Genomic DNA, 26,130 nt, shown 5'->3' on the forward strand with positions numbered 1-26,130 from the left:
TCTACTCGTATCGCAATGTTTCTGCGGGTTGCACTTGTGCCGCACGCCAAGCGGGATATAAGGTAGCTAATAAACTCAGCCCTAAGGCTAATACCAAAACAGATATAATTTGTTGCCCGTCAAACGCATAAGGTAACTGATGCCCATAATCGAACACACTCACCCCTAAAGCATTCAGGAGCGGGTTCAACACCAAGGTCAGTAGCAAACCGAGCAGCAAGCCTAAACCTGCCCCAACACCTCCTGTGTACATACCTTGGCATACCAGCACTAAATAAATACGTTTTGGGCTTAAGCCCAGTGTTTGCAAAACCGCCATATCAGACCGTTTGTCTTGCACCAACATAACCAAGGCCGACACGGCATTAAATGCAGCCACGGCTACCACCAGTGCCAACATAACCATCATCATGGTTTTTTCCATTTGTACAGCCGAAAACAGACGCCCATAACGGCTATGCCACGCATCCAGTTGAATCTCCGGCTGGCTCGGCAAAGCCTGTATTTGGCGCGCCACTTGAGCCGCTACCTGCTCTGCTGCAAAGGCGTCTTGCAAGTACAAACGAATACCTGTGACATGCTCAGCTGGGTAACGAAAAAGTCGCGCTGCGTCCGTGGCATGCAGAAACACCAGTTGTTTGTCGACTTCCGACTCTGCTTCAAACAAGCCGACCAAAGTGAACTTTCGCTGCGCAGGCATGGTACCCAAAGGCGTATAACGCTGCCCTTCAGCTGCCATGACGCGCACTGACTCGCCCAACCAAAGACCAAGATCTCGCGCTAATGCCCGCCCCATAATCACGCCATAACGACCAGGCGCTAATTCGGTCAGCGCTCCTTGCACCATCATGCTTTGCAACACGCTTTGCGGTGGCTCTAAAGCCGGGTAAATACCTTGCAATAACACAGGCTTTAAACTTGACCCACCCTGCACCACGCCTTCTGCGCTTACGTACGGTGTTCGGGCTACCACTTGCTTAGGCCAGGCTATGTCTTCATCTAATTGCTGCCACTGGGCCATAGGCGCCCGCTCCGTAGACGTTAACGTTACATGAGGAACCACACCTAAAATGCGCTTTTTTAACTCGCCTTCAAAGCCATTCATCACCGAGGTCACAACAATAAGTGCCATCACTCCAAGGAGAATACCTAGCATAGAAACACGATTAATAAATGCAGCAAAGCCGCCCCGACGGCGGGTGCGGCTATACCTGAGTGCCAAAAATAGCTCGATTGGCTGAAACATAGACTTTTCCGCTTAAAGTACAGACAACCTTTGACAGATTGCTTGCGATACAGGATGCTTCAAGGATAATGTTATCCACGGCGAGACACAACGCCTAGCGGCTTATTAGGAGGCAAACATGGCCGGCAACAAGCCCACTGCCCTTGAACGTTTTAACGAATACTACAGCATTCAGGATAGCCTTCCTATGACTGTTTGCGCCCTTCCTGACTCGCAAACCACCCCCACTTGGGAGGCCTTTGAACAGGAAGTACCCGATGTATTTAAGCTGGCCTCTGAACTCCATTCTTTCGACACCGAAACCCACAACGCCCTGCGGCGGCTAGGTGAACTCGGTGAATTAATCCACACCATTTTGCACCAGCAAAACACTAAACTAAATGCGTTACTCGGTTATGTATTACGCAACGAAGACCACCCAGAGCAGCGCCAATCCACCCTAGCCTTTGGTGCTGGGGGTGTGCAATATATGGACAACCAAGCCACATTCGAGCTGGGCCAGCCCCTTTTACTGAAACTTTTCATTCCTGCTTCAACTCAGCACAGTATGGCGGCCATTTATAGTTATGCTGAAGTGGCAGCCATTGAAGAAAGCGACCAAGGCCGCATCATTACCCTCGCTTTTACCCGCATACGGGAAGATGATCGCGAGCTTTTAGTGCGTGCCAGCCTACATGCGCAAACCCGCTTACTGAAAAAACGTGCAGAAAACCGAGAAGAATAACTAAACCGCTTCATTTCGGGTATAATCGGCACCTGTTTTTTTGTTGGGCTATACAGTAACTTCTCATGCAGCGTTCTACTTTGTTAACTCCTCCGGTTCCTGAATCCGTTACCTTAAATCAGACATGGAAAGAGCTCGAGGGCAGCAGTCTCGCTTTAGCCCTGGCCGCTTTAGTCGACAGCGCCGAGCAACCTATATTAATGGTGACAGCCGACGCCCCTGCAGCCTACCGGCTAGAACAAGAAGTACGCTTTTTCTTAAAAGACGAAACCGCTCAGGTGCATGTGTTGCCAAACTGGGAAACGTTACCCTACGACAGCTTTTCGCCTCACCAAGACATTATTTCCGAGCGCCTGCGCATTTTGTCGAGGTTACCTAGCATGCAAAAAGGCATGCTTATTGTGTCGTTAAATACCTTGCTACACCGCTGCCCGCCGGCACACTTCATTCAAGGCCACGCCTTAGAGTTAAAGCAAGGCGACACTGTCAGTGCCGAACAGCTACGTGCCCGGCTTGAACGAGCTAGTTACCGCCATGTAAACCAGGTACTGGAGCATGGAGAATACAGTGTCCGTGGTTCTATCCTCGACTTGTTTCCCATGGGGGCTGAAGCGCCTTTTCGTATCGACTATTTTGACGATGAAATAGACAGCATTCGCACCTTCTCTACTGAAACTCAGTTGTCGCTGGAAAAGGTAGACGCCATTAACTTACTGCCTGCGCGTGAATTCCCTACCACCCCCGAGAGCATAGAGCTTTTTAGACGCCAATTCCGCGAAACTTTCTCGGCATTAACCGCCCGTGACTCTGTGTATCAGCAAGTCACCGAAGGCATTATGCCCAACGGCATCGAGTATTATTTACCGCTTTTTTTTGAAGAAACGGCCACTGTTTTCGACTACTTACCAGAAGACTGTGTTTTGGTGACCCAAGGCGACATCCAAAAACAATTAGAAAGTCTCTGGACTGACATTCAGTACCGTTACGAAGACCGCCGCTGGGACAACGAGCGGCCCATTTTACCACCCGAGCAAATTTACTTGTTAGCCGACCAAGTCAACAGTGCATTTAAACAGTTGCGCCGAATTCGGGTGGACATTCCTCCGCACGAGCGAGCGCGAGGCCCCGTTCACTTCGCTACCAAAGCAATGCCTGACATTCGGGTCAATGCGCAGCTGCAAGCACCTCTCCAGGCATTACAGACTGCTTTAATTGGGGCTTTCAAAAAGCATGCTCGCATATTATTTGTCGCTGAAACTGCAGGCCGACGTGAGAGTGTTTTGTCGCTTCTCCGCAAACACCCACACCCTGATTTGCCACCTTTACTCCCTACGGAGTTCGAGCGCTTTGAAGATTTTCTGGCTGATTCTGACCCCTTGGGTATTATCATTGGGCAAGTAAGCCACTCGTTTATCGCCCAGCTAGAAGGCCCAGCGGGTGCGCAGACCCTTTGGGTCATCACCGAGTCGGAATTACTTGGTTCGCGCCCCGACGTTCAGCGAAGAACCGAAAAAACACAGCAACAAAACGCCGACGCCTTAATTCGGAACTTGGCGGAACTAAGCATCGGTCAGCCAGTGGTGCATTTACAGCACGGCGTGGGCGAATACCAAGGTTTAACCACCATACAGAACGGCGGAATTGACGCGGAGTTTTTAACCTTAGGTTACGCCGACAACACCCGATTGTTTGTACCTGTCAGCAGTTTGCATTTAATTAGCCGCTACAGTGGCGGCGACCCAGACACCATAAAGCTCAATAAACTTGGCAACGACAGCTGGGAAAAAGCACGTCGTAAAGCCGCTGAAAAAGTACGAGACGTTGCCGCAGAGCTGCTCGAAGTTTACGCCCAACGAGAAGCCAAGCCAGGCTTTGCCTTCACAGTCAACGAAGAAGAGCACGCCCGGTTTGCTGCTGGCTTCCCGTTCACCGAAACCGACGACCAACTGCAAGCCATAGAGGCTGTACTAGCAGATATGCAACAACCCCGAGCTATGGACCGTTTAGTTTGTGGTGACGTCGGTTTTGGTAAAACAGAAGTTGCCATGCGGGCTTCTTTTACCGCCGTACACGGTGGCAAGCAAGTCGCTGTGCTGGTCCCGACCACATTGTTAGCGCAGCAGCACTACGACAACTTTAAAGACAGATACGCCGACTGGCCGGTGCGGATTGAAGTACTTTCACGCTTCCGGTCGAGTAAGCAAACCAATGAAACCCTTGCCGCTATTGCTGAGGGCAAAGTGGACATTGTTATTGGCACCCATAAACTGCTTTCTAACGACGTTAAGTTTGCCGACTTAGGCTTACTCATTGTGGACGAAGAGCATCGCTTTGGTGTGCGTCAAAAAGAGCAAATAAAACGCTTGCGGGCCGAGGTCGATATTTTAACGCTAACGGCGACACCTATTCCCCGCACCTTGAATATGGCCATGAATAGCATTCGTGACTTATCCATTATCGCCACGCCACCCGCCCGTCGCTTGGCTGTCAAAACCTTTGTGCGCGAATACGACAAGGCCACTATCCGCGAAGCCGTGCTACGTGAAATATTACGGGGTGGGCAGCTTTACTTCTTGCATAATAATGTCGACACCATTGCTTCTGCAGCGGAAAAACTGCAAGAGCTTGTGCCAGAAGCCAGTGTTCGCGTTGCCCATGGGCAAATGAGCGAACGTGAACTCGAAGGCATTATGGCCGACTTTTATCATCAGCGTTTCAATGTGCTGATGTGTACAACCATTATTGAAACCGGAATAGATATTCCAAGTGCCAATACCATTATTATTGAGCGCGCCGACAGGTTAGGCCTAGCCCAGCTGCACCAACTACGTGGCCGCGTTGGCCGTTCGCACCACCAGGCTTACGCCTACTTGCTAACGCCGCCACCCAAGCGCATGACCAAGGACGCCATAAAACGTCTCGACGCTATTTCTCAACTCGAAGACTTAGGTGCTGGTTTTGTGCTGGCCACCCATGACCTTGAAATACGAGGCGCAGGCGAGCTGCTAGGCGACGAACAAAGCGGCCAAATAGAAAGCGTTGGTTTTACCTTGTACATGGACATGCTCGACCAAGCCGTCACCGCGCTACGCGAAGGCCGCGAGCCTTCCCTCGATGCCTTGTTACAGCAACAAACCGAGATAGAGTTGCGAATACCGGCCCTGTTGCCCGACGACTATATTGTAGATGTGAACACCCGCCTGTCTATGTATAAACGGATTGCAGGGGCAAACAGCCGAGCTGAATTTGAACAGTTGCAAATTGAATTAATTGACCGCTTTGGTTTGTTGCCAGAGCCTGCAAAGAACTTATTCCGCGTGGGTGAGCTACGAGTGACCGCCAGCGAACTGGGTATTCATAAAATAGAGCTAGGACACTCAGGGGGGTATATAGACTTCAATAAAGACACCAAAGTAGAGCCCATGACCATTATAAAGCTATTGCAAAGCGACCCTCAAACCTACGCCATGGAAGGGGCTACCCGCTTGAAAGTAAAAGCTCCGTTAGAGAATACTCAAGACAGAATAAAACTGGTACAGTCATTATTTAATACGCTTACGCAAGCGTCATGAACCAAGCATTAAAAGGAGAGCTGATGGCAACGTCAGGGCATTACAACCGCGCTATGCGCTATGCTTTATTTGCTGCAGGGTTGGTATTTTTGTGCAGCCTGTTTTTTTCAAAGGCTCAAGCCCAAGCAAGCTCTTACCGGTGGTTTGAAGTAGAAGTGCTGGTGTTCCGACATCTCGACACCTTGAGTGACGATCCTGAGCACTTCTCTCCACGTATCGAACCCATTTCAATTCACGGTGCACAGGATCTCATTACACCTTTATTAGCACCTCAACAAACCCAAGGCCTCATTGCGGCCTTGCCACTCTGCCCTTGGGTAAGCGACTTGCCTGCAGGCGTTGGTCAGTTCGAACTGGCGCCGCCTGCTCCTGACGCTGCCTTTACCACCACGCCCGAAGACGTGTTTTGTCGCTACCAAGCGCACCGCATTGTCACCGACCATTTGTATGCGCCAACACCCGCCGACCCAGGTATGGAAGTGTGGGAGCAAACGCCCGTTGTGTATGCAGGCGAAGGCGGTGATATGGAACAAGCCCATGGCCCCTTCCTTATGCAGCGCAGCGCTTTAACCTTCAATCAGGTGAAGCACCAACTACAGCGCCGCGGCATTGGCAAACCAATTCTGCACACCAGCTGGCGGCAGCCTGTATTCACACGCAATCGGAGCCAGTACTTACGGTTATTTGGCGGGCAAAACTTTACCGACGCATTTGACTACTTCGGCAGAGCCAAGCCTGAATACCCAGCCGCACTGTATGCTAAGCAAGACCAGAACATGCCGAACAATGTGCTTTTAAACCCTGCCGAGCAGCAGTTTGCCCGTATTCAAAACCTTCTTGAGGGGGTCGAGTCCGGTGTGTTTTATTTTGAGCCACCCACGCCCACCCAACAAGTGCTACCAGAAGCACCGGAGCGGCCAGTGCATGGCCTACCTGAAAACGTCTGGGAGTTAGACGGTCTCATGCGTATTTATTTGGTGGGTAATTATTTGCACATTGAAACCAACCTGAATTTACGCGACCCGGACTATTTTTTAGAGCAACAAAGTAGCACCAAAGACCAAGCAGAAGCTTGGCTCTCTGGTGCGAAAGAAGAAGTGTCTTTCTTGCGGGCTTATAACCTCAAACAACTACGCCGGGTGATAAGCCATGAAAAGCATTACTTTGATCACCCGAAGTTTGGCGTCTTAGTGGAAATTCGCCGCACCGAGTTATCACGCCGTCGCTAGGCCTCCCAGCCTAGCGCTTGTGCTCGCTTCGCCGCTTCTGCCGGCACGTCTGTTTGTACAAAAAACTTATGCAGTATTTGTACGCCCAGCATGTGGTTAATCACGGCATCTAACTGTACCTGCTCATCTGCTGTTATGGCGGGGTCGTCATGCAGCGCAAACAGAGCTTCAACTTGCTCAAAGTCTAACAAGCCTGCCTGCTCTACCGCTTCTTTATTAAGGTACCGGTCTGCTAACTTGCGCATGGCCTTCCACTTCACCTCATCGGTATGGGCAGGCGGAGCCATAAAGGCAAACTTCTCTCGGTGATACAGGGTGTCTGGCAGCACGCCTTTCATGGCTTCACGCAGCACCCACTTTTCTTTGTTGCCCTTAATGCGCAAATGGGGTGGTATTTTAAACGCATGCTCGGCTAGGTGGTGGTCAAGAAACGGCGGCCGCGCCTCCATTGAATTAGCCATATCCACTCGGTCGCCACCCCAGGTTAATATTTGCCCTTCTAACATAGTTTTAATCCACACATACTGGGCTTTATCGAGGGGGTGACGCTCGGCGAGCATGTCAGCGTCGAGGGTTTCAGCAATCGCCGCACCGGCGTCGTAGTCCGCACCTATCGCTGCTTGATGCTCAGGTGCAAGGAGTTTGTCTGCATAAGGTGCACAAGAAAGCCATGGCTGCACACAACTTGGAGTAAAGCCGACTTTCTCCACAAAGGCCTCGCTCACAAACTCTTCCCGCGCCAACATGGCCCCTTTCACCATTTTGTTGCTTTGCTCAAGAGCCGCTTGCCATTCTTTCCGCTCTTCCGGCGGTAAATGGTCTAAGCCGTGTAAAAACATGTCCTTGCGAAATGCTGGGTAACCACCGTATAACTCATCGGAGCCTTCGCCCGTCAATACTATTTTATAGCCCGTTTCACGCACTTGCTGGCTCATGAGGTACTTCGCCACACCCAGGGTGTTATAAATGGTTCGCTCTGTGTGCCATAAGGTTTGCTCAAAATGGCTATACAATTGGCTCCCATCGAGTGTCATCACATGGTGGTCGGCTTCTGTCTGTTCCGCCATTTCTTTTGCAATGGGAGTTTCATCGTAGTTGGCCGAGTCAAAACCTATGGTAAAGGCTTTCAATGGGTGTTGGCTGGCTGCCGCGGCTAAGCCCAAGATAGAGCAAGAGTCGATGCCACCAGACAAATAACAGCCCACAGGCACATCGGCGGTTAAACGCTGCTGCACCGCTTCTAACAGGTGCTCACGCACGCCTTGAATATAAGCTTGCTCGTCTGGGTTGTCGTCGTGTTCATGGGCAAGTGGAAAGTTCACATCCCAATAGGTGCGCTCGGTCCGCTCTAATCTGCCTTGGCTATTGCGTTGAAAGCTCACTATATGCCCTGGTGGCACCTGCTTTATGTCTTTGAAAGCCGTGGTGCCCGGCACCATGACTTGGATTAGCTGGTGATACAAACCCTCCGAGCTAAATTCACGAGGCACGTCGGGGTTCGCAAACAACACCTTCAGTTCAGAGCCAAATACCACACCCTTCTCGGTTTCAGTGTAATACAGCGGCTTTACCCCAAAACGGTCCCGCACTAAGTGCAGGGTGTCTGTGTCTTTATCGTACAATGAAAAGGCAAACTCACCCCGCAAGTGGGGCAACATACCTTCTAAGCCAAAACGGGGGTATAAAGCCAGAACCAATTCAGAGTCGCTCTTACTGGCAAAGCGCGCACCTTGTGCCGTTAAGTCTGCACGAATGCGCTGAAAATCATAAAACTCACCATTATTGGCGAACATCAGCTTGTTGTCGCTGGAAATAAAAGGTTGCCGTGCTCTGTCTTCGTTTAAGTCAATAATCGACAAGCGCGCATGGCTAAAGCCCACGCCTTGTTCAGGAAATACTTGGTAACCGAAGCCGTCGGGGCCACGGTGTTGCATAATGGCCGCCATATTCACCAAGGTTTGAGACACCTGCTGTTGGGAGTCACTCAGTTCGTTTGGGTCGTGAAAAAAAACACCGCCAATTCCGCACATATATTTAGACTCCTTATACTACGTCGATAACACGTTCTGTGCGCTGCACCATACAGGTAAGCAGCGCCATACGTAAAAATACTGCGCCACGGGCTTGGCTGAAATACCAATTGTGTGGCGTATTGTCGAGATCTCTGTCGAGCTCTTCTCCCCGCGCCAGCGGGTGTAAAATAATGCCGTCTTCTTTTAACGGGGACTTGGCATTTAAGCAAAAAGTGCTGCCGTAGGTTTCAAAGCCGTCGCCTTCCCAGGAAATCGCATTAATATAGGTCACATCAAGACGCGGCAACTCTTTGTCTAAGTCGCTGCTAAAGGTTAGGTTTAAGCCCTTTTCTTCTAGCTCTTCCCGCTGCCCTTCGCTAAACAGCTCGTTTTTCATATCCGCGTCATGAATAATCACAATCTCTTTAAAGCAGTCCGCAAACACGGCCAAGGTTTTAAGTAAGCTACGCACCGTCCGCATTTTGCCCGGCACGCCCACAATCCCCATGGTAATAAGGTCCGCGTCGGTCCGCTCGTCGGTTAATAGCTGCGGCCGCCACTTTAAAATTGCGTACAAGTCCGACATGGCCTGGGTGGGATGTTCATCGGTGCCGTTGCCCGCATTAATAATAGGAATACGCAAGGCGTCCATCATCACGTTAATCGAGTCGGCTTTTGTGTCGCGCAGAACCACACAGTCGCCATAGTTATTAAACATCTCCGCCACATCGTCTAGGCATTCGCCTTTGGCAATACCTGTAGTGGCTTGGTCTGTTATCGACATAATGTCGCCACCCAGTCTGTGCCAGGCACTCTCAAAACTTAAACGGGTACGGGTGCTCGGTTCATAGAAGGCGCTAATCAGTATTTTCCCCTGCAGTGGGGTACTAAAACGTGTGGGGTTACTCTCATACTTCGCAGCCAATCGGAACAACTGCTTCAAAGTGTTTTTACACAGCTGATCTGCCGACACAATATGCTTGTTAGACAGCTTTAATAAATAGTCACCGTCTTCCTGAATAGCACGAAGTAGCGCCTTCGGGTGGGCATCGCCGTATACATCAGGTCGTTCACGATCAAAGGACGCATCACTTTCGTTCATAGTATTACCAAATCTCTTTTGCTTTTGAGTCTAAAATAAACAACACCAGCAAGGTGACAGGCGCTGCAATAGCCAGCAGTAAGGCGCCGCCAACAAGAGCAGATAATGCAAATAAAGACATCATGGTTGCTCCTCCTCATTCAGTGTTGCCCAGTCGAAGTTGGTGTTACTCAAGTAAATGCCTAGCCAAGAGCACAGCCCTGACACTAAGCAAGCGGTTAATGCTGCTACGTAGAACCCAACAAGAAAGTACATAGCTAACCCAGTTATTGTTCCTAGCCCCATAGCTGCTGCGGCCCAACGCCCAGAAAGCTTAGGGTTATAAAGCCCCAAAACGATAGGCCAAATGGTGCTGGCCACAAAGGCCCCAGTAAAGTTTAACAAGGCACCCAGCGTGGCAATTTGCGGTAAACAAAGCAGCCACGTAATAAGGCCTAATAAAACAATCGAACGCCTGCTAACTCGCAGTAGCTTTTTGTCATTGGCTGTGGGGTTTATATGCTTTTGATAGACATCGCGGGTAACCAAGTCGGACGTTGCCGCAAGCAGCGAGTCGAGACTTGAAGCCAGTGCCGAAAACACCACGATAAATACGACTAAGGCCCCAAAGCTCCCCAGCACATGCGCTGCAACACTGGGCCCTACCATGTCCGGGCTTGGTGGGAATAAGCCTAATTGGGGCGCCGCTAATGCAATAAAACCCGCCACAATAGGAATGGGTAACCACAATACGCCCCCTAGTAAGAAGGCTTTAAATGCCACTCTTTTCCGAAAGGCTAAAGCCCGCGACCACCACACATTGGAGTGGAATATTTCCCCAAGCCCAAAGAATATATTGTTGAATAAAAACATAATGGCGGCCGGAAAAAGTAAGCTCAACAGCTGCGGGTGGTTGCTACTCAACTGTTCATGCACGGACTCTAGGCCATGATGTTCAAGTAGTAAAACAGCAACCAGCACAATACCAATGATAATAATGAGAGCTTGAATAAAGTCGGTGGCTATGACCGCTTTTAAACCACCAAACAAAGTGTAGGTCACACAAATGAATAAAATAGCTGTCATGCCTATATGGTAGTCTAGGCCGCTTAATGCCTGCAGCAGAATTCCCCCAGCCATACCTAAACTAATCAACCAACCTAGCGCATACACCAAAGAAATGAGTAAAAATAAACGCCACGCAAATGGCCCATAGCGTAACCGAATGAAGTCGCCGCTGGTGTAGCCTTGTGGGAGTAACTGACGAATACGGGCAGACAAAGGCGCAAATAAAATAAGCCCCAAAGCGGCAAAGGAATAACCAACCATGCCCCAAATGCCAAATTGATAGGTCAGTTCAGGGGCTACTAAGGTGGTGTTACTGGTCACCCAGGTGGCCATGGCGGTGGCCGTGGCAAAAGCAAACCCCACATTTCGGCCAGCTAGCGCAAAGTCTTCATGGGTTTTGTTAGAGCGACCCAGGTACCAGCCGAAAGCGACCCACAATAGACCAAAACAAATTACAAGGATTAATCCTAAGCTGCTATTTAAAGCAAACTCAGGTTGGTTCACTACATCAGTCATGGTGTGTGGTTACCTGTTTTTGCTGAAGCCTGTGGTAGCGCAAAATGCACAGCACTAACACGGCAAAAAGTGCCGCGCCAATAAAAAACAACGTGAAAGCTTGTTGTAGGGAATGGTGCGCAACCACCACATGCACTGTGTTACTGAGCATTTCTTGGCTACGAGCGCGGAAGTAATAGTCACCTGAAGCAAAACCACTGAGGGAAATTTGTTGGAAGTCGCCCATGGGCGAGTAGCGTGCAGTAATAGACTGAAAAGACGGTGTACTTGACTGTTCAATCACCACGTCTGGGGGGTGTTGTGGCTCGTTTATATGCAGTTGAAAGTAGCCTTCAGCGACAGGCTCTAATGGGCCTTCAAGCTTCAATTCGCTCGCTGCAGAAGCTACACCTGAACAGGTTGCAGCATAAAATAGTAGGCTGCACATCAGCAGCACTTTCCATGTTCCTGCTTGTGTCATGGGGCTCCTCTGGCCATACAGGTTGCCGCTTATTGGCATTCAACCCGTTGGTGAGTAACAAAGTATTTACCCTAACAAGGGTATTTTTCAAATGCAAATAAGCCCCTGCGGATATGTCACCAACAGGGGCTATCTTCAGGTTTGTTATTGAGCTTTCTGCACTAGCTCGCGCAGTACATGGTGTAAAATACCACCGCTTAAGAAGTAGGACACCTCGTTCACGGTATCAATGCGGCACTGCACCTTGAACTGAACCTCACTGCCGTCAGGCTTTGTCGCCACGGCTTGCAAGGTTTTGCCCACATCAATGCCATCACTCAAACCGCGGATTGAAAGAACTTCCTCTCCCGTTAAGCCAAGGCTTTGGGCTGACTCACCCTCACTGAATTGCAATGGCAATACGCCCATTCCCACTAGGTTCGAGCGGTGAATACGCTCATAGCTTTCGGCAATGACGGCTTTCACACCAAGCAGACGCGTCCCCTTGGCTGCCCAGTCACGGCTCGAGCCGGTACCATATTCTTTACCCGCCAGCACCACAAGGGGCACCTTATCGGCTTGGTAACGCATGGCGGCGTCATAAATCGACATTTCCTCGCCGTCTGGCAAGTAGCGGGTATACCCCCCTTCTGTACCCGGCAGCATCAAGTTCTTAATGCGAATATTGGCAAAGGTACCACGCATCATTACTTCGTGGTTGCCTCGGCGAGAGCCGTAGGAGTTAAAGTCGGCTTCCGCCACGCCCTGCTCTAGCAAGTACTGGCCGGCCGGTGCATCAGCTTTAATAGCCCCTGCGGGTGAAATGTGGTCCGTGGTAATGGTGTCTCCGAGTACCGCCAACACACGGGCCCCTTCAATGTCTTCTGGCTCCGGTGCTGGTTTATCAATACCTTTAAAGAAAGGCGGGTTGGCCACATAGGTGGAATCGCTGCGCCATTCATAGGTTTCACTGTCTGGTACATCCAACGCCTGCCAATGCTCATCGCCATCGAATACAGCACTGTACTGGGTTTTAAACATATCGCTGGTGACCTTACGCATCGCCTCATTAATTTCGTCGCTACTTGGCCAAATGTCCTTCAAGTACACCGGTTTGCCCTCTTGGTCTTCGCCTAAAGGGGCTGTGCTAATGTCCACACGGGTTGTTCCGGCAATAGCATACGCCACGACCAAGGGTGGCGACGCAAGCCAGTTCGCCTTCACTTGCGGGTGTATCCGCCCTTCAAAGTTTCGGTTTCCTGAAAGCACGGACGAGACCACTAAGTCTCCCTTATCAATGGCTTGGGCCACGTCGTCGTTTAATGGGCCGGAGTTTCCTATACAGGTCGTACAGCCATACCCCACCAAGTCAAAACCTAATTCATCTAGGTAGCTGTCTAAGCCTGCCGCTTCCAAATAGTCGGTGACCACTTTAGAGCCTGGCGCTAAGGACGACTTCACCCAAGGTTTACGCTGTAAGCCTCGTGCAAGTGCTTTTTTCGCGACTAAGCCAGCGGCCAACATCACGCTTGGGTTTGACGTGTTGGTACAAGAGGTAATAGCGGCTATCACCACGTCACCATGGGAAAGCTTATGGCCGGTGCCCTCAAGTGGCACGCGCGTAGACGGTGTTTCGTCGGCTTTGGTTAAGCTGGCGCCCCCCATTTCGTCGCCTTTTGCCACGCCTTGCGACTCTAAGAACAAGTCAAAGCTAGCCGGCAAGTTTGGTACCGCAACGCGGTCTTGCGGACGAGTTGGTCCTGCCAGTGAAGGCACGACATTGGCCATATCTAAGCTAAGGGTCGAGGTGAATTCAGGCTCGTTATCGGCCGAGCCCCACATATTTTGTGCTTTGTAGTAGGCTTCTACGCGAGCAATGGTCTCTTCAGACCGACCCGACAGGCGTAAGTAGCGCAATGTTTCTTCGTCTACAGGGAAAAAGCCACAGGTAGCTCCGTACTCTGGTGACATATTACTAATGGTGGCACGGTCGGCCAGCGGTAAATGCTTCAAGCCAGGGCCATAGAACTCCACAAACTTGCCCACCACGCCGTGTTGGCGCAGCATTTGTGTCACTGTGAGAACCAAGTCCGTGGCGGTAACTCCTTCCTGTAAGGCTCCTTCTAAACGGAAGCCAACTACTTCAGGTATTAACATGGAAATAGGCTGGCCCAGCATGGCTGCTTCCGCTTCAATACCACCCACACCCCAGCCCAACACGCCGAGTCCGTTGATCATGGTGGTATGAGAATCCGTTCCGACCAAAGTATCAGGGTAAACGAAGGTTTTACCGTTTTCTTCACTGGTCCAAGCAACTTTTGCTAAATACTCTAAGTTCACTTGGTGACAAATACCTGTACCAGGCGGTACCACTCTAAAATTATCAAAGGCCTTTTGCCCCCAGCGTAAAAACTCATAACGCTCTTTGTTGCGTTCCATTTCCTTTTTTACGTTGGCTTCAAAGGCTGCCGGCGTACCAAATTTATCCACCATAACCGAGTGGTCTATTACTAGGTCCACCGACGACAAAGGGTTAATAGCATTGGCTGGCAGACCTGCCTTTGCAACTGCATCGCGCATGGCGGCTAAGTCAACCACAGCAGGCACCCCGGTGAAGTCTTGCATTAATACGCGCGCAGGACGGTATTCAATGTCTTGGTCCGAGCTTTTACGTGTAAGCCACTCTGCCACCGCTTTAATATCTGTTTTGGTGACCGTGGTGCCATCTTCGTGGCGCAGCAAGTTTTCTAATAAAACTTTGAGTGAAATGGGGAGTGCATCTAAATTCCCTAGCGACTCCGCCGCTTTTGGTAAACTATAGTAATGTAGGGTTTGGCCAGCTGCATCGAGTTGACTCAAGGTATTGAAACTATCGTTACTTGACATAAACATGTCTCCACTTAGTTGTCGCTGTTATTATTTATCTTGGACCAGCTACTATATAAATCAAGCTTGGCCTATATTGATCCGTTAAATCTGTGATATTTCTCGATTAAATAGCAAGAAATATCATTACCTCTCGGCTATACTGTTGGGCTTCAATTCTCTTCATTTAGTATAGGGACACATTCATGGCTGTACGTTTTTTTTCGTCTGTTGTTGCTTGCCTTAGTGCACTGGTCTTTCTGGGGGCGTGTGCTACACCACCTTCAACCCCAAAAGCTGACGGGGACCAAACGGTTATACTTATTTCGATAGACGGAGCACGCTACGACTATCTCGACCTGTACACAGCACCCCATTTAAGCAGTATTGCCAGCCGTGGTGTTCGTGCAGAGTATTTAAAGCCTGTTTTTCCAAGCAAAACCTTCCCCAACCATTACTCATTAGTAACAGGTTTACGCCCCACACACCATGGTTTGGTTAATAACAGCATGTACGACCCAGAGTACGACGTGGTGTTTTCTATGGGCAAACGGGAAGAAGTTGAAAACTCACGCTGGTGGGGCGGCGAGCCAATTTGGATCACGGCCGAGCAACAAGGTGTGACGGCAGCCACTTTCTTTTTTCCTGGCTCTGAAACGGCCATTCAAGAAACCCGCCCGAGCTACTGGTACCGATATGACGGCTCTATTTCCAACCGTGCCCGTGTTACCCAAGTGCTTGAATGGCTTGACTTACCAGCGGCCGAGCGGCCACAGCTGATTACCCTCTACTTTAGCGACGTAGACACAGCGGGTCACATGTTTGGCCCAGAGTCGCCTGAGGTTGCAGAAACCTTTGCAGCCATTGACGCAGAAATCGGTTTTTTACTTGCCGGCCTTGAAGCCCGTGGTTTAAGTGATAAGGTCAACTTGGTGATCGCCTCAGACCATGGCATGCAAGCGGTGGACCTACACGACCACTTTGTTATCGACACAGCCTTCGACACCAGCTTAGCGCAAGAGGTTGTTATTTCACGCGAGATTGTCAGTGTATACCCATTACCAGGACAAGCTGAAACCTTATATAAGCAGCTTAAAGAAGCCATCCCTGCCTCATTTGGCCAGGTGCTACGCAAGCAAGATATGCCCGAGCGTTTTCAGTATACGGATCATCGCCGAATTGCCGAGATTACCTTAGTAGCGAACCCTGGCCATATCTTCGTTCGCGACGCTTGGTCACAACAGCAAGACGAAGAAAGCCTAAGCGCTACCAATGGTAGCCATGGTTACGATAACGACCACACCAATATGTTCGGTATGTTTATTGCGACTGGGCCTGCATTTAAGCGTGAAGCCCAGGTAGAAGGGTTTGAAATGGTCGACCTTTATCAGGTGCTCGCTAATATTTTAGGCCTACAAGCTGCACCCCACGACGGCAACCCAGCCGTGATAGATATTTTATTGGACGCAAACGCCAAGTAATACAAGGAGTTACTATGAGTCAGGTGCTTAACGATTTACTCGCTTTAATGGACTTAGAAACCATAGAGCATGGTATTTACCGCGGTCAAAGCCAAGATCTTGGTTTTGTCGCCTTGTTTGGTGGCCAGGTTATGGGCCAGTCCCTTTCTGCAGCAAAAGAAACCGTAGCCCCAGACCGCGAAGTACACTCGTTTCATAGTTACTTTTTACGCCCTGGCGACGCTAACCACCCGGTTGTGTACGACGTAGAGCGCATTAGAGAAGGAAAAAGCTTTTGTACGCGCCGGGTGAAAGCCGTGCAACATGGCAACGTCATTTTCCATATGACCGTCTCGTTCCAAGGAAAAGAGCCTGGCTTTGAGCACCAAAGCCCTATGCCCGAAGTTGCCGGTCCAGAAGGGTTGCAGTCAGACCTTGATGTGCACCGCGCCTATGCAGACTACATTCCCGAACCACTGCGTGAAAAGTTTACCAGCGACAAGCCCATTTTAATGCGCTTTGCCACCCACTATAACCCCTTTGAGCCAAAGAAAACGGAAGCGAAGCGTTATGTGTGGATCAAAGCCAATGGGCCTCTGCCCAACGACCAAGCCGTGCACAAGTACCTGTTGGCGTATGCTTCCGACTTTAACTTTTTGCCCACGGCGCTGCAGCCTCATGGTATTAGCTTTGCCAGCCCGAAAATGCAAATGGCTTCACTCGACCATGCTATGTGGTATCACCGCCCATTTCGCATGGACGACTGGTTGTTGTATGCGATTGACTCGCCAAGTGCCTCAAATGCTCGGGCATTAGTCCGTGGTGAAATATACAACCGCCAGGGAGAGCTGGTCGCCTCAACCGCACAAGAAGGTTTAATCCGCAAACACGATTAATCAATAAGGGATGTACAATATGCGCAGCTTTATGTTTAGGAAGCCTTCTCTGGGTCTTTACTGGGCAGCGCTTATGTTTATTTGGCTGCTAGCCAGCAGCGCACAAGCAAACTCCCACCTTGCTGAGTCGCCCCTATTGAAGGCGACTTTACTAAGCGAGCACAGTCGGGTTGTGCCGGGGCGTATTTCCAGCTTAGCTATTGCTCTTACACCTGCAGCCAACACCTTTACCCATTGGTCTGGTCCACAAGCTCTTGCCATTGAGTGGCATGGGCCCGACGGCACCTATTTTGATGAAACTCAGTGGCCTAAAGTACAAACCATTGAAACGCCAGCAGGGACGCCAGTAGGCTTTGCCGGTCCGCATTATTTGCTCGTGGACTACGCTTTTCCAACAAGCCTCGACCCGACCCAGCACCCAACAGTGACGCTGGGCGCGACCTTGCATTGGCAGGTGTGTCAACAAAGCAACCCAAGCTCTTGCCAAGCTGGCAGCTCTGAACTGAGTGTCTCTATACCCCTGGGCAACACTTTTGAGCCAAGCCAACAACAGCAATTTCAACAGGCGCGGGCCCAACAACCTGTGTTAGCACCCTGGCCTGCCCACTTCGACATTCAAGCGAACCAGCTGACCTTGTTGATCGAGTCTCAAGCGGCTGTAGAGCATGTTGAAACAAACGGTGGTCCTGGCCAGACTTTTGCTTTTATCGGCGCTGGTCGCCACCTCGACCTGACCGCTGAGCAATCCGTTGAAACCGTCGATAACTTACTCGTTATTCGCCAGCCATTACAAGCAAATGCACAGGAACTCGGACATGCAGACTTCCCCAAAGCCTTGCAGGTTCAGCTCAGTATAGGCTCTGCACAGTATGAACTTCTCGCCACCAAGGTAACCCCTACTCTGGCGAACTCTGCGCAGGCCAAGCCCCTTGGGCTGGTGTTTGCCTTTGCTTTCCTCGGCGGGCTGCTGTTAAACCTCATGCCCTGTGTATTTCCTGTCTTGTCCCTGAAGGCCATGGCCCTTGCCCAGGGCAACCAGGCAGGCCACGGGAGCCGCATAAAGCAAGAGAGTTTATGGTATACTTTCGGGGTTGTTCTTAGCTTTCTCGTTATTGCCGCCACCTTAATGGCGCTGCGAGCCGCCGGCCAAGCATTAGGTTGGGGGTTTCAGCTTCAAAACCCATGGCTTATCGCAGGCTTAACCTTATTATTTGTTGCTATTGGCTTAAACCTCGCCGGTACCTTTCAAGTTGGTACGCGCTTCATGGGCCTAGGTCAAGGTCAGCTTTCGCCATCACAACATACAAAAGCACGCCAGTCTTTTGCCACCGGTGTGCTTGCGGTACTTGTTGCAAGCCCTTGCACCGCCCCTTTTATGGGCGTAGCACTCGGTTATGCGATTACCCAGCCGCCAGTTTTAGCTTTAAGCATATTTGCAGCCCTTGGTTTGGGTTTAGCTGCTCCCTTCTTTATCATTGGTTTTGTCCCGGCACTTGCACGCCTTTTACCAAGGCCTGGCCCGTGGATGGAGACCTTTAAAGAATGGATGGCCATCCCCATGTATATAACCGCCGTTTGGCTACTTTGGGTCTTCGGCCGGCAAACGGGCATCGACAGCTTAGTGCTTATGCTGTTGACCATTGTACTGTTTGCAACAGCCCTGTGGTGGTGGGGTAAGCAACAATTGCGCGCTACAAGAAGGAGTAGCAGCATCGCTGTTGTTTGGCTTTTACTAGCCCTTGCCGCTGCTACTTTTTATCAAAGTTTGGCGGTTTTACAGGCCACAGCAACAAGCCACACAGTCGATGCAGAAGGCGCGTGGTCTCAAACCAAGCTCGACCAACTGCGTACGCAGCAGCCAGTGTTTGTCAATATGACCGCCGACTGGTGTATTACCTGCTTGGCCAATGAACGCGTGGCCTTAACCACAGACGCTACCGAGGCCCTGTTTGCACAGCATCAAGTGGCGGTCCTCACGGGTGACTGGACCTTGCAAGATCCTGCCATTACGAAGTACTTGGCCACATTTGGTCGTAACGGGGTACCTTTATACGTTTTATATTGGCCAGGCAAAGAGCCGCAAGTGCTGCCACAAATACTGAGCAACCGAATTATTCGCGAGCACATTGAAGCCAACCTCAATTAATGGTCTACACTGTGCATTCGCGCAGCGTAAAAGTTTTCTTCAATAAATTGTATGCCCATTCAACAAGCTAGGCTACCATGAGCGAGAGGCATGCCCTTTTCATTTCAAAAATAACAATGGAGTATGTTTATGTCCGACAGCCTTTTCAAGTCAGAAAACATAAGCCGCGGTATCATCTTTATGGTTCTTGCCGTGTTCTGCTTTGCTCTGATGGACGTTTCCATGAAGCAGCTGGCAACCGATCTCAGCAGCTACCAAATTAGCTTTTTCCGGGGTGTCACCTCACTGCCTTTTATACTTGGCTGGATTTTGCTGAGTAAAAACATGGCACGTTTAAAGGTTATCCGTGCTGACTTACATATTCTCCGTGGGCTTATTTCCATTGGTTTTCTAATTACCACTGTGCTTACCTTGCGCGAATTGCCCTTAGCAAACGCTTACGCGCTCTTCTTCGCCGCTCCCTTAACCATTACTTTGCTGTCGGCCATTGTGTTGAAAGAGCCCGTGGGAAAATACAGATACACCGCCGTGGTGGTGGGCTTTATTGGGGTGCTTGTGATGCTCAACCCTAAAGCTATGGGGTTTGCTTCTATCGGGGTTATCGCGGGCTTACTTTCTATGCTGGGTTACAGCTGTAGCATGATTTTGGTGCGCTACTTACACCGCACTGAAACCTCAGAAGCATTGATGTTTTACTTTATTTTAAGCCTTAGTATTGGCTGTGGCTTCCTGTCTATTTTCCATTGGGAAACCGTGACCATGGCCCATGCGCCTTGGCTTTTACTCTTAGGGGTTTCAGGTGCTATCGGTCAATACCTGTTAACCGAAGCCTACCGCAAAGCACCGCCGTCTATTCTTTCTTCTTTTGAATACACCGCCATGATTTGGGCCATCGGCCTTGGTTATATTTTTTGGAGCGAGCTACCTAGCATTTGGGTTTTAGTGGGCTCTGCCATTGTTATCGGTAGTGGTATTTATATTAGCCACCGAGAAACCGTTCGCAAAGCCCCGGCAACACCAAAAGTAAGGCACGTTAACGATTAGGCTCGTCTTTCAAACTCTTTAAGTAGTCTAAGCCACCTGTCACTGCTGCGACCTGAGCTAAAATACACTTCTCAGGCGTAGCGTTGGCACTATCAGGGTACACTTCCGTTGTGGTTACATATTTGGCTTGGGTAAAGCCCATGCACAGTCCTAGCTCGGTCGCCGAATATTCAATGAGACCTTCAGCAATTGCTGGAGACCCAATAATACCGCCGCTTTCGTCTGCCGGTGCAATATGTGTGACCTTGGCGACTTCGGCTAATACTGCCAGCTGAAAGTCCAGCTCACGCTTTTCTGAGTGAGCTACCGTGTAAAAACCGTCTGGAATGTTCCAGCTGCTTTGTGGTTTGGCGTCGCGCGCAGCCAACGCCGGACGAAACTCCGAGTTGTCCGTGTCGGTCGTTTCATGCAAGTCAAAGTGCGCAAACACTTTGGCATTATGCAGCTCTTCAAGAGCATGTACATAGGACATTAAATGGCAGGCTTCAGCAGAAGGACTCGCTTCATAAAATGAACGGTTCGGGTCGACAGCCTTTGGGTTCCAGCGGTTAATGGTTTCATAGCCCCAAGGACTCAAGCAAGGTGCCACGACCATGTTGAAAAACTGGCTGTAGTGTTCCAAGTGCTCTTGAATAAAGCGCAATGCCCCATGCACACCACTGGTTTCATACCCATGCACCCCACCGGTAATAAGCACCAGAGGACGGTTCACCACCCAGTTTTTATTTTTAATAGCAAACAAGGGGTAGTTCTCACCTGTTAAATTGCTGTATTCCAATGTGTTGTACTGCTCGACGTCGAAACGGCCCTGAAACCCTTCAATTACAGACACCACATCGGCTTGGTAGCTTCGTTGTACTTCTTGCACCGCAAGCCAAGCTGCTTTTTCAGTCTCTCCCCAAGGCACACCTGGCTGGCCAATGAAGTATGGTTTTTCTTGCTCTAATTGTTGCATTGAATATCTCCACTGTTACTGTGTGTTGTCTTTATGCAAGCACCTGTCCCTGCACGTAGAACCACTGCCCCAGCTCGCGCACAAAGTCGGACTTTTCTTCCATCATGCCAAGGCTTAAGCCTGCGTCATAAAAGGCGCGGAAATGCACAAAGCCTGTGTTCCCTTTCGCCCACGACGAAACCACCTCCAACTTCACCCACTTGGGGTTGTCGGCAAGGCTCAGGCTTGGTCTGGTGGAAGCGTGCCAGCTATCCTCTAAAAAACGAGGAAGTTCGAGTGCAAAAGCGCTAAAACGAGCACGCATCAGCGCTTCGGGGGTATCGGCTAAGTGGCCCCCATGAATAGGTTCACAACAGGCTTGGTAGGGCTGGGGCGAGCCACAAGGACACTGCATACTAAAAGCCTCACGTTAGGCGTTCAACAATGTTTTTGTTAAGCTTTCCGCCTAACATCTCTTAAATACTACACGAGAGCCTGACACTATGACTCCCTTTGCAAAATTCTTATTGGTAACAGCCGCACTTCTTTTGGCGGTTGCCGTTATGCTAGGCGCTTTTGGAGCCCACGCCTTACGTAACTTAGTACCCGAGCCCGCCTTGCTTACTTGGCAAACCGGTGTGTTATACCAATTTATTCATGCCTTAGGTATCGCACTGCTCGGAGTTTTCGTGTTACTTGTACCGCAACTGCCTTTTGCCAAAGCCACAGGCAGTTTCTTTCTTGTCGGTATTCTTTGTTTTTCCGGCAGTCTCTATGCCTTAGTGCTCACCGAGTGGTCTTGGGTTGGTCCCATCACACCCCTTGGCGGACTGTGCTTTATTGTCGGCTGGGTAAGCCTGGCTGGGAGCCTGTTCAGGCTCCCTACACGCCCAAGTTAAAACCCAAGCGGAATACCAAAGGCAAAAAAGCTGACCAATAGAATAACCCACACCACCAGGAAGGCCAGTGAGTATGGCACCATCATGGCGATCATCTCACCAAAGGTCAGCTGTGGGTTATATTTGCGCATAAAGGCTAAAATAATCCCGGCATAGCTCATCATAGGCGTAATAATATTGGTGGCCGAATCCGCCACTCGGAAGGCAGCCGCTACAATGTCTGGGGTCATTTCTGCATTCACCATGTACAACATAGGAATGAAAATGGGCCCAAGTAGCATCCACTTCGACGTTAAACCACCCACGAATAAGTTTATCAGGCCCGTCACCAGTACAAAGCCCACCAGCAACAGCACCGGGTAGCTTTGCAAGCCAAGGTTCACTAACCCCGTGGCGCCTAAATAGGTAATATAAGCACCCAGGCCACTGTAACTCAGCAAGCCTAAGAAGTTATAACAGAAGAAAGTGAGCACCAAAATGTAGCCCATGGTGTCCATTTGTTTCACCATGGCCTGCACCACGTCCATCATGGAGCGGAACTTACCGCTGGCCACCCCAAAGGCAATACCAACCACCATAAAAACAAAGGTGATCATAATAATCACGTTGTTGATAAAGGGCTTAACGGTTTGTCCTTCTGCTGTGGTGTAGTCGGCTAAAGGGCCTACTTTTAACCCCCACAGAGCCACCAAAGAAAGCACCAAGCCGATGCCCGCAGCACGCAAGCCACGGCGCTCGGCTGGGGTAACGTCAAAGTCGGTAATTTTAAGCTCTTCTGGAATTTCAAAAGCCTTTTGCGACAAGCGCGGGGCCACTATTTTTAAGGTCACCCAGGAGCCAACCGCTGCTAGCACAAAGGTAGAAACCAAAATGAAGTAGTAGTTCATGGTCGCTGGGGTCAGCGCTTCACCCTGTGCGTTTTCAAAAGGAATGCCCTGCGCTTCCGCGAATACTTGGGCATTCATACCAATAATCACGTCAATTGGCGTGGCTGGAATGAGGTTCGCACTAAAGCCCGCCGACACCCCGGCAAAAGCCGCCGCCATACCAATCAGTGGGTTTTTTCCTAAGCCGGCATAAAGCAAGCCCGCCAAAGGAATGAGCACCAAGTAACCTGCGTCAGTCGCTATCGACGACATAATACCAATAAAGACAAGCAGCAAAGGCAGCAACTTTTCTGGCAGAGCTCGGCTAATTTTCTTCAGCACCGCACCAAATAAACCGGAGTTTTCTGCAACCCCAACACCCAACATAACAATGAGAATAACGCCCAGTACACCACCACCAAAACCAAGCCAGTTGGCGACAATCGCGTTATCAAATAGCCACACCACATTTTCAGCAGCCAGCATGTTCTTAATTTGCCACTGGGTCGTTTCCGTGCCACTGGTGGAGGTTTCAAACGTAATGCCACCCATCAGGCCGGTGAGCAGTAATGCACCCACAAAGAACCAAATGAAAATAATCACCGGATCTGGAATGCGTTTCCCTACTCGCTCAATGAAGGCGATCATGCCCTTTTGCTCAACTACAGCTTCACTCACAGCGTTACCTTTTCGAGTTATTAACAAAACGGCAAACATCCTACGGTAAAGCGCCCAGTATGTCACCGCTAAAGTCGTCCGATGGCTAGCCAGGCAAGATGTTATGTCGTATAACTGAACAAAATATAAAAATGGAGCCAATGTATGCGTTATAACAAAGTGGTGTGTGTCGGCCGAAACTATGCAGAACACGCAGCAGAGCTGAACAACCCAATTCCTGACACCCCCTTATTGTTTATGAAGCCCGCCACCGCTTTGGTGCCCTTTGAAGAGCCCATTCCTGTGAGCCACCACAACAGCAGCCTGCACTTCGAACTAGAGCTTGCCGTATTGCTCGGGCAACCCTTAAAACATGCAGACAAAGCGGCCGCGTTAGACGCCATCGATGGCATCGGGTTGGCTCTCGACTTAACCCTGCGCGATGTGCAACAACAGCTCAAAGCCCAAGGCCACCCCTGGGAGCTGGCCAAAGCCTTCGACGGCAGTTGCCCTATCAGCCAGTTCGTCCCCGCTGACGGCCTCAACTTAACCGACTTAGAGTTCACCCTTGAACGCAATGGCACCCTACAACAACACGGCCACACCAAGCACATGTTAAGCCCAATTCTTGATGTCTTAGTGTATGCCAGCCAACACTTTACCCTGAGCCCCGGCGACATTGTACTTACCGGCACACCCGCAGGCGTAGGCCCGCTCCATGCAGGCGACACCCTCACCGCGCGGCTCTTGCCAGAACACCTAGTAGTACAAACTCGGGCCATTTAACCTTGCCCCTTGAAATAGCCCCTTGCCACCTCCATCATATAGTTAAGAGAACACAAGGTAACAGGTTGTTTTAACTAGCAAGCCAATACCTATTTGTGTTAGTATGAACACAGTAACACCAAGGGGCTGATTTGGATTCGACGGGATACATAAAGCTTTAGGTGCATGCCGAGGTGGGGCTGGCCTCGTAAAAAGCCTCAAACTAATAGTTGCAAACGATAACAACTACGCTTTAGCGGCTTAATCCCCGCTAACCATCCACTCAGGCTTCGTCTATAAGCAGAGGTTCGGATGGTCATAATTATAGACTCGCGCGGATGCTTCGCTCGGAGCTGAACCGTTAAAACTAATCGAGCTCGCTGTTCAATAGCCTGCCCCTCGGCGATTGACCAGTTAACTAAATGAGACGGCTAAGCATGTAGTACCGAGAGTGGCGGTATAACGGACGGGGGTTCGAATCCCCCCAGCTCCACCAAACAAAATAACCCTAAGCCTTTGGCTTGGGGTTTTTTGTTTCTGGGGTGGATGAGAACCCCCGTAAGGGTTCGCCAAAATGCCGGGAGCATTTTGGTATCAAGGCGAAGCCGCAGACCCGAAGGGCGAAAGCCAGGGATGGCTTTCGTAATCCCCCCCCATGTTACTTATGTGCCAAATAAGGTGAAACTCAGACTTACGTATACACAGTAGCCAAGAAGGAGAAGTCAACCTTCAATTCGACTAAGTCGGCTTCCTGTATATAAAAAAAGCAACAGAGCCAAAGATGTTCCCAACAAGCACCCACATCGCCCAACCAATAATACGGCGAGAGTATAAATCCATCACGACGCTTAAATACATCCAGCCTTGGCCTGTTCGTAAATAAGTAATATCACCCGCCCACACTTGATTAGGACGACTAGGGTTAAAGTTCATACTCACTAAGTTAGGAGCTACAATATACTGCTTATCACGCTTGGTGGTTACATTGTAAGCAACACGCTGGCGCACCACTAGCCTAGCTTACTCATGATGGTGCGTGTTTTATGCCGACCTATAGCGAAGCCCTGTTTATGCAGGGCTTTCATAAGCTCACGACTGCCAAGACTGTTACGGCTTTCTTCAAAAAGCTGTTTCGCTTGGCGATAAAGCATAAAGATGTCAGCACTTATAAGCTGAGCAGGTCGCTGCTCCTAGGCGTAATAAACTGAACGACTCAAGCCTAGGGCTTGGCGACACAAGCTCACTGGATAGCCTTCTTTTACCTTGGAGTGAACGAACTTAAAACTTATTTCATTTCCTTGGCGAAGAAGGCCTTAATTAAGATGTCTTTTTCCATCTTTAAGCGTTTGTTTTCAGCACGAAGCTTAATAAGCTCTGCACGTTCGTTATCACTTAAAGCAGCACCACTGGCTTGTGCTTCTAAGTGATCTTTCCATTTATAGATCTGGTTGGGGTTAACACCTACTGCCTCAGCGGCTTCGGCAACGCTATAGCCTTGATCGGTTACTAAGGCTACCGCTTCTTCTTTGAACTCTTTTGAGTAGGTTTTGTATTGACGCTTCTGATTCACCTCAAGCTAGACAGCCCACTATGTCAGCCTAGTTGTCCAGTTGGCGATTTTGCCATTATTCAATAAACAGTGGGCGGTTTAGGTTGATGTATGCCGCGTTATTCAGAGGAGCGTAAAGCATCTACGCTCAAGAAATTACTG

21 protein-coding genes and 1 other RNA gene are annotated in these 26,130 nt (G+C 50.1%); 10 read left to right on the forward strand and 12 right to left on the reverse strand.

Annotation, left to right across the window (positions count from 1 at the left end):
* Position 1 precedes the first annotated feature (1 nt).
* Entirely contained in the window at positions 2–1,246 is a 1,245-nt protein-coding gene (locus CWE15_RS04245) for a lipoprotein-releasing ABC transporter permease subunit (protein ID WP_126756800.1), read from the reverse strand.
* A 118-nt stretch (positions 1,247–1,364) separates the two neighbouring features.
* Here CWE15_RS04245 and CWE15_RS04250 point away from each other — a divergent pair, with 118 nt between their 5' ends.
* The 3 genes from CWE15_RS04250 to CWE15_RS04260 all read left to right on the forward strand — a co-directional run bounded on the left by CWE15_RS04250 (position 1,365) and on the right by CWE15_RS04260 (position 6,771).
* Entirely contained in the window at positions 1,365–1,970 is a 606-nt protein-coding gene (locus tag CWE15_RS04250) for a PilZ domain-containing protein (protein WP_126756801.1), read from the forward strand.
* Positions 1,971–2,035: 65 nt separating this feature from the next.
* Positions 2,036–5,542, forward strand: coding sequence for a transcription-repair coupling factor (gene mfd / locus CWE15_RS04255; RefSeq protein ID WP_126756802.1), 3,507 nt, complete (start codon positions 2,036–2,038; stop codon positions 5,540–5,542).
* On the forward strand, positions 5,539–6,771 hold the full coding sequence (locus tag CWE15_RS04260; RefSeq protein ID WP_126756803.1) for a CsiV family protein: 1,233 nt from the start codon (positions 5,539–5,541) through the stop codon (positions 6,769–6,771). The genes mfd and CWE15_RS04260 overlap by 4 nt, the downstream gene beginning before the upstream one ends.
* Here the strand turns inward: CWE15_RS04260 and asnB are convergent.
* The 5 genes from asnB to acnA all read right to left on the reverse strand — a co-directional run bounded on the left by asnB (position 6,768) and on the right by acnA (position 14,773).
* Positions 6,768–8,801 carry an asparagine synthase (glutamine-hydrolyzing) gene (asnB, locus tag CWE15_RS04265; RefSeq protein ID WP_126756804.1) on the reverse strand — a complete coding sequence of 678 codons (2,034 nt, stop codon included), beginning with the start codon at positions 8,799–8,801 and terminating at the stop codon, positions 6,768–6,770. The genes CWE15_RS04260 and asnB overlap by 4 nt on opposite strands.
* 13 nt (positions 8,802–8,814) lie before the next feature.
* Entirely contained in the window at positions 8,815–9,885 is a 1,071-nt protein-coding gene (locus CWE15_RS04270; RefSeq protein WP_126756805.1) for an aspartate/ornithine carbamoyltransferase family protein, read from the reverse strand.
* Between the two features lie 120 nt (positions 9,886–10,005).
* A complete protein-coding gene (locus CWE15_RS04275; RefSeq protein WP_126756806.1) occupies positions 10,006–11,448 on the reverse strand; it encodes a sodium:solute symporter family protein in 1,443 nt (480 codons plus the stop codon).
* The gene (locus CWE15_RS04280) at positions 11,441–11,908 is read right to left on the reverse strand and encodes a hypothetical protein (protein ID WP_126756807.1); all 468 of its coding nucleotides are present in this window, start codon (positions 11,906–11,908) and stop codon (positions 11,441–11,443) included. The genes CWE15_RS04275 and CWE15_RS04280 overlap by 8 nt, the downstream gene beginning before the upstream one ends.
* Positions 11,909–12,052: 144 nt before the next feature.
* Positions 12,053–14,773: an aconitate hydratase AcnA gene (acnA, locus tag CWE15_RS04285; RefSeq protein ID WP_126756808.1), complete on the reverse strand. Its 2,721-nt coding sequence runs from the start codon at positions 14,771–14,773 to the stop codon at positions 12,053–12,055.
* Between the two features lie 185 nt (positions 14,774–14,958).
* Here acnA and CWE15_RS04290 point away from each other — a divergent pair, with 185 nt between their 5' ends.
* The 4 genes from CWE15_RS04290 to CWE15_RS04305 all read left to right on the forward strand — a co-directional run bounded on the left by CWE15_RS04290 (position 14,959) and on the right by CWE15_RS04305 (position 20,298).
* Positions 14,959–16,233: an alkaline phosphatase family protein gene (locus CWE15_RS04290; protein ID WP_126756809.1), complete on the forward strand. Its 1,275-nt coding sequence runs from the start codon at positions 14,959–14,961 to the stop codon at positions 16,231–16,233.
* A 14-nt stretch (positions 16,234–16,247) separates the two neighbouring features.
* Positions 16,248–17,108, forward strand: coding sequence for an acyl-CoA thioesterase II (gene tesB, locus CWE15_RS04295; RefSeq protein ID WP_126756810.1), 861 nt, complete (start codon positions 16,248–16,250; stop codon positions 17,106–17,108).
* A 73-nt stretch (positions 17,109–17,181) separates the two neighbouring features.
* A complete protein-coding gene (locus CWE15_RS04300; protein WP_206750089.1) occupies positions 17,182–19,254 on the forward strand; it encodes a protein-disulfide reductase DsbD family protein in 2,073 nt (690 codons plus the stop codon).
* 129 nt (positions 19,255–19,383) lie between these two features.
* On the forward strand, positions 19,384–20,298 hold the full coding sequence (locus CWE15_RS04305) for a DMT family transporter (RefSeq protein WP_198674967.1): 915 nt from the start codon (positions 19,384–19,386) through the stop codon (positions 20,296–20,298).
* Here CWE15_RS04305 and CWE15_RS04310 read toward each other — a convergent pair.
* Both CWE15_RS04310 and CWE15_RS04315 read right to left on the reverse strand, forming a co-directional pair.
* Entirely contained in the window at positions 20,288–21,253 is a 966-nt protein-coding gene (locus tag CWE15_RS04310; protein ID WP_126756813.1) for a M14 family metallopeptidase, read from the reverse strand. The genes CWE15_RS04305 and CWE15_RS04310 overlap by 11 nt on opposite strands.
* Before the next feature lie 31 nt (positions 21,254–21,284).
* A complete protein-coding gene (locus tag CWE15_RS04315) occupies positions 21,285–21,647 on the reverse strand; it encodes a YchJ family protein (RefSeq protein ID WP_126756814.1) in 363 nt (120 codons plus the stop codon).
* Between the two features lie 88 nt (positions 21,648–21,735).
* On the opposite strand from CWE15_RS04315, the gene CWE15_RS04320 reads away from it, so the two are divergent.
* The gene (locus CWE15_RS04320; protein ID WP_126756815.1) at positions 21,736–22,131 is read left to right on the forward strand and encodes a DUF423 domain-containing protein; all 396 of its coding nucleotides are present in this window, start codon (positions 21,736–21,738) and stop codon (positions 22,129–22,131) included.
* Here the strand turns inward: CWE15_RS04320 and CWE15_RS04325 are convergent.
* The gene (locus tag CWE15_RS04325; RefSeq protein ID WP_241971840.1) at positions 22,128–23,675 is read right to left on the reverse strand and encodes an AbgT family transporter; all 1,548 of its coding nucleotides are present in this window, start codon (positions 23,673–23,675) and stop codon (positions 22,128–22,130) included. The genes CWE15_RS04320 and CWE15_RS04325 overlap by 4 nt on opposite strands.
* Positions 23,676–23,819: 144 nt before the next feature.
* Between CWE15_RS04325 and CWE15_RS04330 the strand changes: the two genes are divergently transcribed.
* On the forward strand, positions 23,820–24,440 hold the full coding sequence (locus CWE15_RS04330; RefSeq protein WP_126756817.1) for a fumarylacetoacetate hydrolase family protein: 621 nt from the start codon (positions 23,820–23,822) through the stop codon (positions 24,438–24,440).
* Between the two features lie 122 nt (positions 24,441–24,562).
* Positions 24,563–24,915, forward strand: a transfer-messenger RNA (tmRNA) gene (ssrA, locus tag CWE15_RS04335).
* 242 nt (positions 24,916–25,157) lie between these two features.
* On the opposite strand, the gene CWE15_RS12170 is transcribed toward ssrA, so the two are convergent.
* The 3 genes from CWE15_RS12170 to CWE15_RS04350 form a co-directional block, all read right to left on the reverse strand.
* On the reverse strand, positions 25,158–25,427 hold the full coding sequence (locus CWE15_RS12170) for a DDE-type integrase/transposase/recombinase (protein WP_126756818.1): 270 nt from the start codon (positions 25,425–25,427) through the stop codon (positions 25,158–25,160).
* Between the two features lie 2 nt (positions 25,428–25,429).
* Complete coding sequence (locus tag CWE15_RS12175) at positions 25,430–25,570, reverse strand: IS3 family transposase (RefSeq protein WP_126756819.1); 141 nt, start codon at positions 25,568–25,570, stop codon at positions 25,430–25,432.
* A gap of 134 nt (positions 25,571–25,704) precedes the next feature.
* Positions 25,705–25,989 (reverse strand): transposase, encoded by a 285-nt coding sequence (locus CWE15_RS04350; RefSeq protein ID WP_126756820.1) that lies wholly within the window; start codon positions 25,987–25,989, stop codon positions 25,705–25,707.
* Between the last annotated feature and the right edge of the window lie 141 nt (positions 25,990–26,130).

This window comes from Aliidiomarina taiwanensis (assembly GCF_003987015.1).
In the GTDB taxonomy this organism is placed as follows: Bacteria; Pseudomonadota; Gammaproteobacteria; order Enterobacterales; family Alteromonadaceae; genus Aliidiomarina; species Aliidiomarina taiwanensis.

Coding starts and splice junctions, on each gene's coding strand:
- CWE15_RS04245 (WP_126756800.1), bottom strand. CDS start 1,246: ATGTTTCAGCCAATCGAGCTATTTTTGGCACTCAGGTATAGCCGCACC.
- CWE15_RS04250 (WP_126756801.1), top strand. CDS start 1,365: ATGGCCGGCAACAAGCCCACTGCCCTTGAACGTTTTAACGAATACTAC.
- mfd (WP_126756802.1), top strand. CDS start 2,036: ATGCAGCGTTCTACTTTGTTAACTCCTCCGGTTCCTGAATCCGTTACC.
- CWE15_RS04260 (WP_126756803.1), top strand. CDS start 5,539: ATGAACCAAGCATTAAAAGGAGAGCTGATGGCAACGTCAGGGCATTAC.
- asnB (WP_126756804.1), bottom strand. CDS start 8,801: ATGTGCGGAATTGGCGGTGTTTTTTTTCACGACCCAAACGAACTGAGT.
- CWE15_RS04270 (WP_126756805.1), bottom strand. CDS start 9,885: ATGAACGAAAGTGATGCGTCCTTTGATCGTGAACGACCTGATGTATAC.
- CWE15_RS04275 (WP_126756806.1), bottom strand. CDS start 11,448: ATGACTGATGTAGTGAACCAACCTGAGTTTGCTTTAAATAGCAGCTTA.
- CWE15_RS04280 (WP_126756807.1), bottom strand. CDS start 11,908: ATGACACAAGCAGGAACATGGAAAGTGCTGCTGATGTGCAGCCTACTA.
- acnA (WP_126756808.1), bottom strand. CDS start 14,773: ATGTCAAGTAACGATAGTTTCAATACCTTGAGTCAACTCGATGCAGCT.
- CWE15_RS04290 (WP_126756809.1), top strand. CDS start 14,959: ATGGCTGTACGTTTTTTTTCGTCTGTTGTTGCTTGCCTTAGTGCACTG.
- tesB (WP_126756810.1), top strand. CDS start 16,248: ATGAGTCAGGTGCTTAACGATTTACTCGCTTTAATGGACTTAGAAACC.
- CWE15_RS04300 (WP_206750089.1), top strand. CDS start 17,182: ATGTTTATTTGGCTGCTAGCCAGCAGCGCACAAGCAAACTCCCACCTT.
- CWE15_RS04305 (WP_198674967.1), top strand. CDS start 19,384: ATGTCCGACAGCCTTTTCAAGTCAGAAAACATAAGCCGCGGTATCATC.
- CWE15_RS04310 (WP_126756813.1), bottom strand. CDS start 21,253: ATGCAACAATTAGAGCAAGAAAAACCATACTTCATTGGCCAGCCAGGT.
- CWE15_RS04315 (WP_126756814.1), bottom strand. CDS start 21,647: ATGCAGTGTCCTTGTGGCTCGCCCCAGCCCTACCAAGCCTGTTGTGAA.
- CWE15_RS04320 (WP_126756815.1), top strand. CDS start 21,736: ATGACTCCCTTTGCAAAATTCTTATTGGTAACAGCCGCACTTCTTTTG.
- CWE15_RS04330 (WP_126756817.1), top strand. CDS start 23,820: ATGCGTTATAACAAAGTGGTGTGTGTCGGCCGAAACTATGCAGAACAC.
- CWE15_RS12175 (WP_126756819.1), bottom strand. CDS start 25,570: ATGCTTTATCGCCAAGCGAAACAGCTTTTTGAAGAAAGCCGTAACAGT.